At 70.7% G+C, this 15,105-nt stretch carries 13 protein-coding genes; 12 read left to right on the forward strand and 1 reads right to left on the reverse strand.

The annotated features are described in order from the left end of the window. The first annotated feature begins 23 nt into the window (after positions 1 to 23). From ABTY04_RS26230 to nusB, 6 genes are all read left to right on the forward strand, one after another. Positions 24 to 785, forward strand: coding sequence for an AAA family ATPase (locus ABTY04_RS26230; RefSeq protein ID WP_352215839.1), 762 nt, complete (start codon positions 24 to 26; stop codon positions 783 to 785). A gap of 175 nt (positions 786 to 960) precedes the next feature. After that, on the forward strand, positions 961 to 1,317 hold the full coding sequence (locus tag ABTY04_RS26235; protein ID WP_352215840.1) for a VOC family protein: 357 nt from the start codon (positions 961 to 963) through the stop codon (positions 1,315 to 1,317). 90 nt (positions 1,318 to 1,407) lie between these two features. After that, positions 1,408 to 3,798, forward strand: coding sequence for an ATP-binding cassette domain-containing protein (locus ABTY04_RS26240; protein WP_352215841.1), 2,391 nt, complete (start codon positions 1,408 to 1,410; stop codon positions 3,796 to 3,798). A 99-nt stretch (positions 3,799 to 3,897) separates the two neighbouring features. Next, positions 3,898 to 5,007 carry a M24 family metallopeptidase gene (locus tag ABTY04_RS26245; protein ID WP_352215842.1) on the forward strand — a complete coding sequence of 370 codons (1,110 nt, stop codon included), beginning with the start codon at positions 3,898 to 3,900 and terminating at the stop codon, positions 5,005 to 5,007. Between the two features lie 59 nt (positions 5,008 to 5,066). Continuing rightward, positions 5,067 to 5,633, forward strand: coding sequence for an elongation factor P (gene efp / locus ABTY04_RS26250; RefSeq protein WP_352215843.1), 567 nt, complete (start codon positions 5,067 to 5,069; stop codon positions 5,631 to 5,633). Positions 5,634 to 5,635: 2 nt separating this feature from the next. After that, a complete protein-coding gene (nusB, locus tag ABTY04_RS26255; protein ID WP_030157452.1) occupies positions 5,636 to 6,067 on the forward strand; it encodes a transcription antitermination factor NusB in 432 nt (143 codons plus the stop codon). 171 nt (positions 6,068 to 6,238) lie between these two features. On the opposite strand, the gene bldD is transcribed toward nusB, so the two are convergent. Continuing rightward, complete coding sequence (gene bldD, locus ABTY04_RS26260; RefSeq protein ID WP_007263032.1) at positions 6,239 to 6,739, reverse strand: transcriptional regulator BldD; 501 nt, start codon at positions 6,737 to 6,739, stop codon at positions 6,239 to 6,241. 263 nt (positions 6,740 to 7,002) lie between these two features. On the opposite strand from bldD, the gene pyrR reads away from it, so the two are divergent. The 6 genes from pyrR to carB all read left to right on the forward strand — a co-directional run bounded on the left by pyrR (position 7,003) and on the right by carB (position 15,023). Continuing rightward, positions 7,003 to 7,599 carry a bifunctional pyr operon transcriptional regulator/uracil phosphoribosyltransferase PyrR gene (pyrR, locus tag ABTY04_RS26265; RefSeq protein ID WP_352215844.1) on the forward strand — a complete coding sequence of 199 codons (597 nt, stop codon included), beginning with the start codon at positions 7,003 to 7,005 and terminating at the stop codon, positions 7,597 to 7,599. Between the two features lie 121 nt (positions 7,600 to 7,720). Further along, the gene (locus ABTY04_RS26270; protein ID WP_352215845.1) at positions 7,721 to 8,710 is read left to right on the forward strand and encodes an aspartate carbamoyltransferase catalytic subunit; all 990 of its coding nucleotides are present in this window, start codon (positions 7,721 to 7,723) and stop codon (positions 8,708 to 8,710) included. A gap of 2 nt (positions 8,711 to 8,712) precedes the next feature. Continuing rightward, positions 8,713 to 9,999: a dihydroorotase gene (locus ABTY04_RS26275; RefSeq protein ID WP_352215846.1), complete on the forward strand. Its 1,287-nt coding sequence runs from the start codon at positions 8,713 to 8,715 to the stop codon at positions 9,997 to 9,999. Further along, a complete protein-coding gene (locus ABTY04_RS26280) occupies positions 9,996 to 10,577 on the forward strand; it encodes a PH-like domain-containing protein (RefSeq protein ID WP_352215847.1) in 582 nt (193 codons plus the stop codon). Before ABTY04_RS26275 ends, ABTY04_RS26280 begins: the two co-directional genes overlap by 4 nt. Further along, on the forward strand, positions 10,574 to 11,722 hold the full coding sequence (carA, locus tag ABTY04_RS26285) for a glutamine-hydrolyzing carbamoyl-phosphate synthase small subunit (protein ID WP_352215848.1): 1,149 nt from the start codon (positions 10,574 to 10,576) through the stop codon (positions 11,720 to 11,722). The genes ABTY04_RS26280 and carA overlap by 4 nt, the downstream gene beginning before the upstream one ends. Then, complete coding sequence (gene carB / locus ABTY04_RS26290) at positions 11,715 to 15,023, forward strand: carbamoyl-phosphate synthase large subunit (protein ID WP_352215849.1); 3,309 nt, start codon at positions 11,715 to 11,717, stop codon at positions 15,021 to 15,023. The genes carA and carB overlap by 8 nt, the downstream gene beginning before the upstream one ends. Positions 15,024 to 15,105 lie beyond the last annotated feature (82 nt).

Below are 15,105 nucleotides of genomic sequence, written 5' to 3' on the forward strand. Positions count from 1 at the left end.
GGAACGAGACGGAGTGGCAGCGGATGCAGCACGGAGTGGGCGGCGGCGTGGGCTGGGGGCAGCCGGGACATCATCCGGCGACGCCCCCGCAGCCGCCGATTCCTCCTGCGCAGGGGTGGCCGCTGCCACCGCCGGTGCCCGCACCGATGCCCGCGCCGCCGCAGGGGCCGCCGCCCGGTCCCGAGGCCACGGGGCACATCCCGCTGCCGCCCGCGGTGGCCGGGACCGGCGGGGCCACGCTGGCCGTGCTGCTGATCGGCCCGGCCGGCGCGGGGAAGACCACGGTGGCCCGGCACTGGGCGAGCACACGGCCCGTGCCGACCGCGCACGTGAGCCTGGACGACGTCCGGGAGTGGGTGTGCTCGGGCTTCGCCGACCCGCAGGCCGGCTGGAACGACCACTCCGAGGCCCAGTACCGCCTGGCCCGCCGCACCTGCGGCTTCGCCGCCCGCAACTTCCTGGCGAACGGGATCTCCTGCATCCTCGACGACGCAGTCTTCCCGGACCGGCCGGTGGTGGGCCTCGGCGGCTGGAAGCGCCACGTCGGCCCGGCGCTGCTGCCGGTCGTCCTGCTCCCCGGCCTGGAGATCGTCCTGGAGCGCAATGCCGCCCGTTCGGGGAACCGGCGCCTCTCCGACGAGGAGGTCGCCCGGATCCACGGCCGGATGGCCGGCTGGTACGGATCCGGCCTGCCGATCATCGACAACTCGGACCTCGACGTGGAGGGCACGTCCCGAGCCCTGGACGAGGCCCTGGCCCGAGCCATCGCCACCCCTGCCTTCTGACCCCGCCGCCCCGGCCCGCCTTCCGGGCCGGCGGGCCAGGGGGTAGGCAGACCGGTCAGGATTCGAGAAGCGGGGGCCCTCGGGCCGCGGCTAGCGTGATCGCCATGGACGTCGCGACCACCCGGAGGTGGTCCCGGCGGCCGTCCGGATCCGACCCGCCACCCCAGGAGTGATCATGACCGGCTCTTCCGTCCAGGGAATCAAGACCGTGCTGCACCCCGTCTCCGACCTCGCGAAAGCCAAGGAGGTGTACGCAGCCCTGCTCGGCGTGCCGCCGCAGACCGACGAGCCCTACTACGTCGGCTTCGAGGTCGCCGGCCAGCAGATCGGACTGGTGCCCGGCGGCGCGGCCCAGGGCATGACCTCGCCCGTGGCCTACTGGCACGTGCCGGACATCGAAGCGAAGCTCGCCGAGGTGACCGCCGCGGGTGCCACCGTAAAGGAGCCCGTGCACGACGTCGGCGGCGGCCGCCTGACCGCCACTGTCACCGACGCCGACGGCAACGTCCTCGGGCTGCTCCAGGACCGCTGAGCGTGACCCGCACCGCGCAGTAGACCCAGACGTGAGGCCCGGAACCGGCCGGAGCCGGCCGGGCCGCCCGCCCCGACAGACGGAGACCCGATGAACATGGCCACGAGGACGGGTACGCAGGCTCCCGCGCCGCACGATGCCGACAGCCACGACCTGATCCGCGTGCACGGCGCGCGCGAGAACAACCTCAAGGACGTCAGCGTCGAGATCCCGAAGCGCCGCCTGACGGTGTTCACCGGAGTCTCCGGCTCGGGCAAGAGCTCACTGGTGTTCGACACGATCGCCGCGGAGTCGCAGCGGCTGATCAACGAGACCTACAGCGCCTTCGTCCAGGGCTTCATGCCGACCCTGGCGCGGCCCGAGGTCGACGTTCTCGACGGGCTGACCACCGCGATCGCCGTGGACCAGCAGCGGATGGGCGCCGACCCCCGTTCCACCGTCGGCACCGCCACCGACGCCAACGCGATGCTCCGCATCCTCTTCAGCCGGCTCGGCGCACCGCACATCGGGCCGCCCAGCGCGTACGCCTTCAACGTGCCCTCGGTCCGGGCGAGCGGTGCGATCACCGTGGAGCGCGGTGCCAAGAAGACGGTGAAGGCCACCTTCAACCGCACCGGCGGCATGTGCACCCGCTGCGAAGGCCGGGGCACGGTCTCCGACATCGACCTCACGCAGCTCTACGACGACTCCAAGTCGATCGCCGAAGGCGCGTTCACCATCCCCGGCTGGAAGTCGGACAGCTTCTGGACCGTGCAGGTCTACGCCGAGTCGGGCTTCCTCGACCCGAACAAGCCGATCGCCAGGTTCACCAGGAAGGAGATGCAGGACTTCCTCTACCGGGAGCCGACCAAGGTCAAGGTCAACGGCGTCAACCTCACCTACGAGGGGCTGATCCCCAAGCTCCAGAAGTCGATGCTGTCCAAGGACAAGGAGGCCATGCAGCCGCACATCCGAGCGTTCGTGGAGCGGGCGGTCACCTTCACCACCTGCCCCGAGTGCGACGGCACCCGGCTGAGCGAGGGGGCCCGGTCGTCGAAGATCGAGAAGATCAGCATCGCCGACGCCTGCGCGATGCAGATCAGCGACCTCGCCGAGTGGGTCCGCGGCCTCGGCGACCCGTCGGTGGCGCCGCTCCTCGAAGCCCTGCGGCAGACCCTGGACTCCTTCGTGGAGATCGGCCTCGGCTACCTGTCGCTCGACCGGCCGGCCGGCACGCTGTCGGGCGGCGAGGCGCAGCGCGTCAAGATGATCCGCCACCTCGGTTCCTCGCTCACCGACGTCACGTACGTCTTCGACGAGCCCACCACCGGCCTGCACCCCCACGACATCCAGCGGATGAACAACCTGCTGCTCCGGCTGCGGGACAAGGGCAACACGGTGCTCGTCGTGGAGCACAAGCCCGAGATGATCGCGATCGCCGACCACGTCGTCGACCTCGGCCCCGGCGCCGGCCAGGCGGGCGGCACCGTCTGCTTCGAGGGCACCGTCGAGGGCCTGCGGACCGGCGACACCGTCACCGGCCGCCATTTCGACGACCGGGCCTCCCTCAAGGATGCGGTGCGCACGCCCACCGGCGCCCTGGAGATCCGCGGCGCGACCACGCACAACCTGCAGGGCGTCGACGTCGACATCCCGCTCGGGGTCCTCGCTGTCGTCACCGGTGTCGCCGGCTCCGGCAAGAGCTCCCTCGTGCACGGGTCGATCCCTGCCGGTGAAGGCGTGGTGTCGGTCGACCAGGGCGCAATCCGCGGCTCGCGGAGGAGCAACCCGGCGACGTACACGGGGCTGCTCGACCCGATCCGCAAGGCGTTCGCCAAGGCCAACGGAGTGAAGCCGGCTCTGTTCAGCGCCAACTCCGAGGGTGCCTGCCCCACCTGCAACGGCGTCGGCGTCGTCTACACCGACCTGGCGATGATGGCCGGCGTCGCGACCCCCTGCGAGGAGTGCGAGGGCAAGCGCTACCAGGCATCGGTGCTGGAGTACCACCTCGGCGGCCGCGACATCAGCGAAGTGCTGGCCATGTCGGTGACCGAGGCCGAGGAGTTCTTCGGAGCCGGCGAGGCGCACACACCGGCCGCGCACCGCATCCTGGGCCGGCTCGCCGACGTCGGGCTCGGCTACATCAGCCTCGGCCAGCCGCTCACCACGCTGTCCGGCGGTGAGCGGCAGCGGCTCAAACTGGCGACCCACATGGCCGAGAAGGGCGGCATCTACGTCCTCGACGAGCCGACGGCCGGCCTGCACCTCGCCGACGTCGAGCAGCTGCTCGGCCTGCTCGACCGCCTCGTCGACTCCGGCAAGTCGGTCATCGTCGTCGAGCACCACCAGGCGGTCATGGCGCACGCCGACTGGATCATCGACCTCGGCCCCGGCGCCGGCCACGACGGCGGCCGGATCGTCTTCGAGGGCACCCCCGCCGACCTCGTCGCCGCCCGCTCCACCCTCACCGGCGAACACCTCTGCGCGTACGTCGGCGACTGACCCGGCCCGGGGTCCGGCGATGCCCCCCGCGGCGCCGCCGGCCCCCGTACGGGTGTGCTCACCAGGCCGGATGCGCGGGGCGCTCGTAGGCTCGAAGACATGTCAGACGTGTACGCGGCCCGCCGGGGCCTGCTTCGCGACCGCTGCGCCGCCGCGGGGAACGCCGCCGCTCTGATCACGCGTCCGGCGAACGTCCGCTACCTCGCAGGGGCGTCCCCGCCGGGCGCCGTCCTGCTCGTCGGGCCGGGCGGCGAGGACGCGGTGTTCACCGTCGGCCCGCCCACCGGCGACTGCGACGAGGGGCGCCTCGACGAGCGGCTCACGCTCTCCGTGCTGTCCGGCCCCGGCAGCGACGCGGCCGTCGCCGCCGGGGACATGGCCGGCTCCCTGCGGGCCGAGTCGCTGGCCGTCGAGGAGCACCATCTGACGGTCGCCCGCCACCGCGCCCTGCGCTCCGTCGCCCCCAAGCTGCGGCTCGCCGATCTCGGGACCGCCGTGGAGCAGCAGCGCCTCGTCAAGGACGAGGAGGAGATCGCCTGCCTGCGGATCGCCGCCGAGATCGCCGACCAGGCCCTGGGCGAGCTGCTGGAGTCGATCCTGGTGGGGCGGACCGAACGCCATCTCGCCCTGGAGCTGGAGCGCCGCCTCGTCGACCACGGCGCGGACGGCCCGGCCTTCCCGACCTCCGTCGGCACCGGGCCGAACTCCGGCCGCTCCCGGCACCGGCCCTCCGACCGCCGGGTCGAGGAGGGCGACTTCCTCTCCGTCTGCCTCGGTGCCAACTACCGCGGCTACCGGTGTGAGATCGGCCGGACCTTCGTGATCGGCACCAGCCCGGCCGACTGGCAGATCGAACTCTATGATCTTGTTTTCGCTGCTCAGCGGGCGGGCCGCGAGGCGCTCGTACCGGGGGCCGCGTACCGCGAGGTCGACCATGCCGCGCGCTCCGTACTGGACTCCGCAGGCCATGGCGAGGCCCTCGCTCCGTCGACCGGACACGGGGTCGGCCTCGAAATCGACGAGGACCCGCAGCTTGCACCTACGGCAATGGGTAAACTGGACGCTTGCGTGCCGGTCACCGTCGAACCGGGGGTTCACCTCCCGGGCCGGGGAGGTGTCCGGATCGATGACACGCTCGTCGTACGCCCCGAGGCGGACGGCGGTCCCGAGCTACTCACCATTACGACCAAGGAGCTGCTCGCGCTCTAGCCCGCTGCGGCGGGTCGTGCGCGCACCCGTGGTCTTCCAGTGCAGGAGATTCCCGAACCGTGGCTTCCACGAACGACCTCAAGAACGGCATGGTGCTCAAGCTCGACGGTGACCAGCTCTGGTCCGTCGTCGAGTTCCAGCACGTCAAGCCCGGCAAGGGCCCGGCCTTCGTGCGCACCAAGCTCAAGCACGTGCTCTCCGGCAAGGTCGTCGACAAGACCTTCAACGCCGGCACGAAGGTCGAGACGGCCACCATCGACCGCCGTGACATGCAGTTCTCGTACATGGACGGCGAGTACTTCGTCTTCATGGACATGCAGACCTACGACCAGCTGATGGTCGACAAGAAGGCTGTCGGCGACGCCGCCAACTTCCTCATCGAGGGCTTCACCGCCTCCGTCGCCCAGCACGAGGGCTCGGTGCTCTACGTCGAGCTCCCGGCCGCCGTCGAGCTCGTGATCGAGCACACCGACCCCGGCGTCCAGGGCGACCGCTCCACCGGTGGCACCAAGCCGGCCCGCCTGGAGACCGGCCACGAGATCCAGGTCCCGCTCTTCGTGAACACGGGCGAGAAGGTCAAGGTCGACACCCGCACCAGCGACTACCTCGGCCGGGTGAACAGCTAACCGTGGCTGCCCGCAGCAACGCGCGCAAGCGCGCCTTCCAGATCCTGTTCGAGGCCGATCAGCGCGGCGTGCCCGTGCGCGAGGTCCTCGCGGACTGGATCCGCCACGCGCGGTCGGACGACCGGCAGCCGCCCGTCAGCGCCTTCACGATGGATCTCGTCGAGGGATACGCCGACAAGGTGAACCGCATCGACGACCTGATCGTCACCTACGCCGTGGACTGGGAACTCGACCGCATGCCGGTTGCGGACCGGAACATCCTGCGGCTCGGTGCCTACGAGCTGATCTGGGTGGACGACACCCCGGACGCCGTGGCCATCGACGAGGCCGTCCAGCTGGCCAAGGAGTTCTCGACGGACGAGTCCCCCTCGTTCGTGAACGGGCTGCTGGCCCGCTTCAAGGACCTGAAGCCGAGCCTGCGCCGGGGCGAGTAGCCCAGGCGGTTCGGCCGGAACGGAGGGCCCGCAGCGCACGCGCGCTGCGGGCCCTCCGTCCGTTTCCCGGCCCGGCTCCCCGGCCCGGGAAACAAAACCGGCGTGGGCCGGGAGCCACTCCTGGCTCCCGGCCCACGCCGGTAACGTTTCTGCTGGTCCTGGGCGCGGGGACTAGATGTCCTCGTGCGCCACGGCGCGACGCGCATCCGCGTCGAGCACGCCCCAGCTGATCAGCTGCTCGGTCAGGACCGAGGGGGACTGGTCGTAGATGACGGCCAGGGTGCGCAGGTCGTCCTGGCGGATCGACAGGACCTTGCCGTTGTAGTCGCCGCGCTGGCTCTGGATGGTCGCCGCGTAACGCTGCAGCGGGCCGGCCTTCTCGGCGGGCACGCCGGCCAGGCGCTCCAGGTCGAGGCGCAGCTTCGGCGGCGGCTCGGCCGCCCCACCGGGAGTCGTACCCGGCAGCAGTTCCTGCACCGGCACCCCGTAGAAGTCCGCCAGCTCGGCGAGGCGCTGGACCGTGACGGCGCGGTCCCCGCGCTCGTACGACCCGACCACCACGGCCTTCCACCGGCCCTGGGACTTCTCCTCGACACCATGGAGGGAGAGGCCCTGCTGGGTGCGGATGGCGCGGAGCTTGGCCCCGAGCTGCTTGGCGTATTCGCTGGACATAACGCTCCCGGACGCTGTGACGCTGTGACGACATGGACGCTGTAAGACATGGACCACGTGCGGCTCCGCCGCGGCTGGTAACTCACTGTGAGGTTACGCAGCGTTACTTGGATGCGTCAAGCCGAATGATGTCGCACGCCCACGTACGAGGGGTGCCGGACGGGCCCGGTGACGGTCCCCCTCCTGGGTCCTGGTACCGTGGAACACGTACATCAGACGTCCTTTAAGGTCCGTCCCGTGAGGCGGAGAAGGAGGTCCTTTTCATGGACGCTCAGGCTGCTCGGAACGTCGATGCCCAGGGCATCGACGCGATGCGCCCCGTGCTTGAGGCACAGGACATCGCGCGGGTGCTGACCCGCATCGCCCACGAGATCGTCGAACGCGCCAAGGGCGCCGACGACGTGGTGCTCCTCGGCATTCCCACCCGCGGTGTGTACCTCGCCCGCCGGCTGGCCGCCAAACTCGAAGAGATCACCGGCGCCAAGATCCCGGTCGGATCCCTCGACATCACCATGTACCGCGACGATCTGCGGATGAAGCCCGCCCGCGCGATCGGCCGCACCGAGATCCCCGGCGACGACATCGACGGACGCCTCGTCGTCCTCGTCGACGACGTGCTCTTCTCCGGCCGCACCATCAGAGCGGCCCTCGACGCCCTGGGCGACCTCGGCCGCCCCCGCGCAGTGCAGCTCGCGGTCCTCGTCGACCGCGGTCACCGCGAACTGCCGATCCGCGCCGACTACGTCGGCAAGAACCTCCCCACGTCGCTGCGGGAGACCGTCAAGGTCCAGCTCCAGGACGAGGACGGCCGCGACGCCGTGCTGCTCGGCCAGCGGACCGACACCGCAACCGGGCAGTAGCCCGTACGAGTGAGGGCCCCGGCCACGGGGCCCGCGCGCAGGCCTGCCCTGCCGCACTCAAGCCGGTCCGCCGCCCCGCCCTCCCCTCCGCTCTGACCTCATCGACATACGGAGCACCCTGATGAAGCGCCACCTCATCTCGGCCGCCGATCTCACGCGCGACGACGCCGTCCTCATCCTCGACACCGCCGAGGAGATGGCCCGGATCGCCGACCGGCCGATAAAGAAGCTGCCCACCCTGCGCGGCCGAACGATCTGCAACCTCTTCTTCGAGGACTCCACCCGCACCCGGATCTCCTTCGAGGCCGCCGAGAAGCGGCTCTCCGCCGACGTCATCAACTTCGCGGCCAAGGGCTCCTCGGTGTCCAAGGGCGAATCCCTCAAGGACACCGCCCAGACACTGGAGGCGATGGGCGTCGACGCCGTCGTCATCCGGCACGGCGCTTCCGGAGCCCCCTACCGGCTCGCCACCTCCGGCTGGATCGACGCCCCCGTCATCAACGCCGGTGACGGCACCCACCAGCACCCCACCCAGGCCCTGCTGGACGCCTTCACCATGCGCCGCCGCCTCGTCGGCCGCGACGCCGGCCTCGGCAAGGACCTCGCCGGGCGCCGCATCACCATCGTCGGCGACGTCCTGCACAGCCGCGTCGCCCGCTCCAACGTCGACCTGCTGCACACGCTCGGCGCCGAGGTCACCCTCGTCGCCCCGCCCACCCTCGTCCCCGTCGGCGTCGAGACCTGGCCCTGCGAGGTCTCGTACGGCCTCGACGAGGTGCTTCCCAAGTCCGACGCCGTCATGATGCTTCGTGTGCAGCGCGAACGCATGAACGCCGCGTTCTTCCCGACCGAGCGCGAGTACTCCCGCCGCTACGGGCTGGACGCCGCCCGCATGGCCAGGATGCCCGAGCACGCCATCGTCATGCACCCCGGCCCCATGGTCCGCGGCATGGAGATCACCGCCGAGGTCGCCGACTCCGACCGCTGCACCGTCGTCGAGCAGGTCGCCAACGGCGTCTCCATCCGCATGGCCGTCCTGTACCTGCTGCTCGGCGGCTCCGAGCCCGCCGTCACCACCAGCACCACCGCCCGCACCGAGGAGAGCAAGTAACCATGAGCAAGATCCTTATCCGCGGCGCGAAGGTACTCGGCGGCGACGTGCAGGACGTCCTGATCGACGGCGAGACCATCGCCGAGGTCGGCACCGGCCTGTCCGCCGAGGGCGCGACCGTCATCGAAGCCGAGGGCCAGGTCCTCCTCCCCGGCCTCGTCGACCTGCACACCCACCTGCGCGAGCCCGGCCGCGAGGACTCCGAGACCGTCCTGACCGGCACCCGCGCCGCCGCCTCCGGCGGCTACACGGCCGTGTTCGCCATGGCCAACACCTTCCCGGTCGCCGACACCGCCGGCGTCGTCGAGCAGGTCTGGCGCCTGGGCAAGGAGTCCGGCTACTGCGACGTGCAGCCCATCGGCGCCGTCACCGTCGGCCTGGAAGGCAAGCAGCTCTCCGAGCTCGGCGCCATGCACGAGTCCGCCGCCCGCGTCACCGTCTTCTCCGACGACGGCAAGTGCGTCGACGACGCCGTGATCATGCGCCGCGCCCTGGAGTACGTGAAGGCATTCGGCGGGGTCGTCGCCCAGCACGCCCAGGAGCCCCGCCTGACCGAGGGCGCCCAGATGAACGAGGGCGTGGTCTCCGCCGAGCTGGGCCTCGGCGGCTGGCCGGCCGTCGCCGAGGAGTCGATCATCGCCCGCGACGTCCTCCTCGCCGAGCACGTCGGCTCCCGCGTGCACATCTGCCACCTCTCCACCGCCGGCTCCGTCGAGATCGTCCGCTGGGCCAAGGCCCGCGGCATCGACGTCACCGCCGAGGTCACCCCGCACCACCTCCTCCTCACCGACGAGCTGGTCCGCTCGTACAACGCGGTCTACAAGGTCAACCCGCCGCTGCGCACCGAGCGCGACGTGACGGCCCTGCGCGAGGCCCTCGCCGACGGCACGATCGACATCGTCGCCACCGACCACGCCCCGCACCCGCACGAGGACAAGGACTGCGAGTGGGCCGCCGCCGCCATGGGCATGGTGGGCCTGGAGACCGCGCTCTCCGTCGTCCAGCAGACGATGGTCGAGACCGGACTGCTCGACTGGGCTGGCGTCGCCGAGCGCATGTCCTTCGCCCCGGCGCGGATCGGCGGCCTGGACAACCACGGCCGCCCCGTCTCGGCAGGTGAACCCGCGAACCTGACCCTGGTCGATACCTCGTACCGTGGTGTGGTGGACCCCGCACACTTCGCCTCCCGCAGCCGCAACACGCCTTACGAGGGCCGTGAGCTGCCGGGTCGCGTCACTCACACCTTCCTGCGGGGCCGGGCAACGGTCGTGGACGGGAATCTGGCGTGACACCTGCAGTAATCCAACTGGCCGCCGAGGCCGCCGAGCGAAGGTCGGCGGAGGTGACGGACTGGGGCGCCCGCATCGCGTGGGTGATCGGTCTGCTCGTCTTCATCGCTTTCGTGTACTGGCTGATGCGGCAGGGCTGGAAATGGCGCGGCACACTGCAGAGCGATCTGCCGGAGCTGCCCGCCGCCCCCGGCGGCCTCCCCGAGCACCGGCTGGCCCTGACCGGCCGGTACCACGGGTCCACCACCGCCGGGCAGTGGCTCGACCGGATCGTCGCCCACGGTCTGGGCGTCCGCAGCCGGGTCGAGCTCACGCTCACCGACGCGGGCCTCGACGTGGTCCGTCCGGGTGCCACCGACTTCTTCGTACCGGCCGCGCAGCTGCGCGGCGCCCGCCTCGACAAGGGAATCGCGGGCAAGGTACTCACCGAGGGCGGTCTCCTCGTCGTCACCTGGGCGCACGGCGACAAGCTGATCGACTCCGGATTCCGCTCCGACCGCGCGGCCGAACACGCCGCCTGGGTCGAAGCGATCAACCTCATGAACCAATCCATCACGACGGAAGGCGCCGAACGATGACGACCTCCACCAGGGGAGCAGCCAAAGCTCCCGCCGTACTCGTCCTGGAGGACGGTCGGATCTTCCGCGGCCGCGCCTACGGCGCTGTGGGGGAGACCTTCGGCGAGGCCGTGTTCTCCACCGGCATGACCGGATACCAGGAGACCCTCACCGACCCGTCGTACCACCGGCAGGTCGTCGTGATGACCGCCCCGCACGTCGGCAACACCGGGGTCAACGACGAGGACCCCGAGTCCTCCCGCATCTGGGTGGCCGGCTACGTCGTCCGCGACCCCGCCCGCGTCCCCTCCAACTGGCGCTCGCAGCGCTCGCTGGACGAGGAGCTCGTCAAGCAGGGCGTCGTCGGGATCTCCGGCATCGACACCCGCGCCCTGACCCGCCACCTGCGCGAGCGCGGCGCCATGCGCGTCGGCATCTTCTCGGGCGAGGCCTGGGTGGGCATCCGCGACGAGGCGCTGCTGGCCAAGGTCCAGTCGCAGCCGCAGATGAAGGGCGCGAACCTCTCCGCCGAGGTCGCCACCAAGGAGACCTACGTCGTCCCCGCGATCGGCGAGAAGCGCTTCACCGTCGCCGCCGTCGACCTCGGCATCAAGGGCATGACCCCGCACCGGATGGCCGAGCGCGGCATCGAGGTGCACGTGCTGCCCGCCACCGCCACCGTCGAGGACGTGTACGCGGTCAACCCCGACGGCGTTTTCTTCTCCAACGGCCCGGGCGACCCGGCCACCGCCGACGGCCCCGTCGCCGTCATGCAGGGCATTCTGGAGCGCAAGACCCCGCTCTTCGGCATCTGCTTCGGCAACCAGATCCTGGGCCGCGCGCTCGGCTTCGGCACGTACAAGCTGAAGTACGGCCACCGCGGCATCAACCAGCCGGTGCAGGACCGCACCACCGGCAAGGTCGAGGTCACCGCGCACAACCACGGCTTCGCCGTCGACGCGCCCCTCGAAAAGGTCTCCGAGACCCCCTACGGCCGCGCCGAGGTCTCCCACGTCTGCCTGAACGACGACGTCGTGGAAGGCCTCCAGCTGCTCGACCAGCCGGCCTTCTCCGTCCAGTACCACCCCGAAGCGGCTGCCGGCCCGCACGACGCCGCGTACCTCTTCGACCGCTTCGTATCCCTGATGGAGGCCGAGCGTGCCTAAGCGCACCGATATCCAGTCCGTCCTGGTCATCGGCTCCGGCCCGATCGTCATCGGACAGGCCGCCGAATTCGACTACTCCGGCACCCAGGCCTGCCGCATCCTCAAGGCCGAGGGCCTGCGGGTCATCCTGGTGAACTCCAACCCCGCGACGATCATGACCGACCCGGAGATCGCCGACGCCACGTACGTCGAGCCGATCACCCCCGAGTTCGTCGAGAAGATCATCGCGAAGGAGCGCCCCGACGCGCTGCTCCCGACCCTCGGCGGCCAGACCGCGCTCAACACCGCGATCTCCATGCACGAGCACGGTGTGCTGGAGAAGTACGGCGTCGAGCTCATCGGCGCCAACGTCGAGGCCATCAACAAGGGCGAGGACCGCGACCTCTTCAAGGGCGTCGTCGAGGCCGTCAACGCCAAGATCGGCCACGGCGAGTCCGCCCGCTCGGTCATCTGCCACTCCATGGACGACGTCCTCGCCGGCGTCGAGACCCTCGGCGGCTACCCCGTCGTCGTCCGCCCGTCGTTCACCATGGGCGGCGCCGGCTCCGGCTTCGCCCACGACGAGGACGAGCTGCGCCGCATCGCCGGCCAGGGCCTCACGCTCTCCCCGACCACCGAGGTGCTCCTGGAGGAGTCCATCCTCGGCTGGAAGGAGTACGAGCTGGAGCTGATGCGCGACACCAAGGACAACGTGGTCGTCGTCTGCTCCATCGAGAACTTCGACCCGATGGGCGTCCACACCGGCGACTCGATCACCGTCGCCCCGGCGATGACGCTGACCGACCGCGAGTACCAGCGCCTGCGCGACATCGGCATCGCGATCATCCGCGAGGTCGGCGTCGACACCGGCGGCTGCAACATCCAGTTCGCGATCGACCCGGTCGACGGCCGCGTCATCGTCATCGAGATGAACCCGCGCGTCTCCCGCTCCTCGGCGCTCGCGTCGAAGGCCACCGGCTTCCCGATCGCCAAGATCGCCGCCAAGCTGGCCATCGGCTACACCCTCGACGAGGTCCCCAACGACATCACCGAGAAGACGCCGGCCTCCTTCGAGCCGACCCTCGACTACGTCGTCGTCAAGGCCCCGCGCTTCGCCTTCGAGAAGTTCCCGCTCGCCGACGCCACCCTCACCACGACCATGAAGTCGGTGGGCGAGGCCATGGCCATCGGCCGCAACTTCACCGAGGCCCTCCAGAAGGCCCTGCGCTCCCTGGAGAAGAAGGGCTCGCAGTTCACCTTCGTCGGCGAGCCCGGCGACAAGGCCGAGCTGCTCGCCACCGCGGTCCGCCCCACCGACGGCCGCATCAACACCGTCATGCAGGCCATCCGCGCCGGCGCGACCCAGGAAGAGGTCTTCGAGTCCACGAAGATCGACCCCTGGTTCGTCGACCAGCTCTTCCTGATCAAGGAGATCGCGGACGAGCTGGCCGCCGCCGAGAAGCTCCACCCCGAGCTGCTCGCCGAGGCCAAGCGCCACGGCTTCTCCGACGCCCAGATCGCCGAGATCCGCGGCCTGCGCGAGGACGTCGTCCGCGAGGTCCGCCACGCCCTGGGCGTCCGCCCGGTCTACAAGACGGTCGACACCTGCGCCGCCGAGTTCGCCGCGAAGACCCCGTACTTCTACTCCTCCTACGACGAGGAGAGCGAGGTCGCGCCCCGCGAGAAGCCCGCGGTCATCATCCTGGGCTCCGGCCCGAACCGCATCGGCCAGGGCATCGAGTTCGACTACTCCTGCGTCCACGCCTCCTTCGCCCTGAGCGACGCCGGCTACGAGACCGTGATGGTCAACTGCAACCCGGAGACCGTCTCCACCGACTATGACACCTCCGACCGCCTGTACTTCGAGCCGCTGACGCTCGAAGACGTGCTGGAGATCGTCCACGCCGAGTCGCTGGCCGGCCCCATCGCCGGTGTCGTCGTCCAGCTCGGCGGCCAGACCCCGCTGGGCCTCGCCCAGGCGCTCAAGGACAACGGCGTCCCGGTCGTCGGCACCTCGCCGGAGGCCATCCACGCCGCCGAGGACCGAGGCGCCTTCGGCCGGGTCCTCGCCGAGGCGGGCCTGCCCGCCCCCAAGCACGGCACCGCCACCACGTTCGCGGGTGCGAAGGCGATCGCCGACGAGATCGGCTACCCGGTCCTCGTCCGCCCGTCCTACGTGCTCGGCGGCCGCGGCATGGAGATCGTCTACGACGAGACCCGCCTTGAGGCGTACATCGCGGAGTCCACCGAGATCTCCCCGACCCGCCCCGTGCTCGTCGACCGCTTCCTCGACGACGCCATCGAGATCGACGTCGACGCCCTCTACGACGGCACCGAGCTCTACCTCGGCGGTGTCATGGAGCACATCGAGGAAGCCGGCATCCACTCCGGCGACTCGGCCTGCGCCCTGCCCCCGATCACCCTCGGCGGCTTCGACATCAAGCGCCTGCGCGCCTCCACCGAGGCCATCGCCAAGGGCGTCGGCGTACGCGGCCTGATCAACATCCAGTTCGCGATGGCGGGTGACATCCTCTACGTCCTGGAGGCCAACCCGCGTGCCTCCCGCACCGTCCCCTTCACCTCGAAGGCCACGGCGGTCCCGCTCGCGAAGGCCGCCGCCCGCATCTCGCTCGGCACCACCATCGCCGAGCTGCGCGAAGAGGGCATGCTCCCGAAGACCGGCGACGGCGGCACCCTGCCGCTCGACGCGCCGATCTCCGTCAAGGAGGCCGTCATGCCGTGGTCGCGCTTCCGCGACATCCACGGCCGCGGCGTCGACACCGTCCTCGGCCCGGAGATGCGCTCCACCGGCGAGGTCATGGGCATCGACTCCGTCTTCGGCACCGCGTACGCCAAGTCGCAGGCCGGCGCCTACGGCCCGCTGCCCACCAAGGGCCGCGCGTTCATCTCCGTCGCCAACCGCGACAAGCGATCGATGATCTTCCCGGCGCGCGAGCTGGTCGCCCACGGCTTCGAGCTCATGGCCACCTCCGGCACCGCCGAGGTGCTGCGCCGCAACGGCATCAACGCCACCGTCGTGCGCAAGCTCAGCGAGGGCGAGGGCCCGAACGGCGAGAAGACCGTCGTCCAGCTCATCCACGACGGCCAGGTCGACCTGATCGTCAACACCCCGTACGGCACCGGCGGCCGCCTCGACGGCTACGAGATCCGCACGGCGGCCGTGGCGCGCGGCGTCCCGTGCCTGACCACGGTCCAGGCACTCGCCGCGGCCGTCCAGGGCATCGAGGCACTGGGCCACGGCGACGTGGGCGTCCGCTCGCTCCAGGAGCACGCGGAGCACCTGACCGCGGCCCGCGACTAGCAGCCCGTACGAGGAGGGGGACACGAATGCGCGATGCGCATCCGTGTCCCCCTCGTCATGAGCGCACAAGGGATCTTCTCGA

It is taken from the genome of Streptomyces sp. NPDC097981, assembly GCF_040302565.1.
In the GTDB taxonomy this organism is placed as follows: domain Bacteria; phylum Actinomycetota; class Actinomycetes; order Streptomycetales; family Streptomycetaceae; genus Streptomyces.

Coding starts and splice junctions, on each gene's coding strand:
- ABTY04_RS26230 (WP_352215839.1), top strand. CDS start 24: ATGCAGCACGGAGTGGGCGGCGGCGTGGGCTGGGGGCAGCCGGGACAT.
- ABTY04_RS26235 (WP_352215840.1), top strand. CDS start 961: ATGACCGGCTCTTCCGTCCAGGGAATCAAGACCGTGCTGCACCCCGTC.
- ABTY04_RS26240 (WP_352215841.1), top strand. CDS start 1,408: ATGAACATGGCCACGAGGACGGGTACGCAGGCTCCCGCGCCGCACGAT.
- ABTY04_RS26245 (WP_352215842.1), top strand. CDS start 3,898: ATGTCAGACGTGTACGCGGCCCGCCGGGGCCTGCTTCGCGACCGCTGC.
- bldD (WP_007263032.1), bottom strand. CDS start 6,739: ATGTCCAGCGAATACGCCAAGCAGCTCGGGGCCAAGCTCCGCGCCATC.
- pyrR (WP_352215844.1), top strand. CDS start 7,003: ATGGACGCTCAGGCTGCTCGGAACGTCGATGCCCAGGGCATCGACGCG.
- ABTY04_RS26270 (WP_352215845.1), top strand. CDS start 7,721: ATGAAGCGCCACCTCATCTCGGCCGCCGATCTCACGCGCGACGACGCC.
- ABTY04_RS26275 (WP_352215846.1), top strand. CDS start 8,713: ATGAGCAAGATCCTTATCCGCGGCGCGAAGGTACTCGGCGGCGACGTG.
- carA (WP_352215848.1), top strand. CDS start 10,574: ATGACGACCTCCACCAGGGGAGCAGCCAAAGCTCCCGCCGTACTCGTC.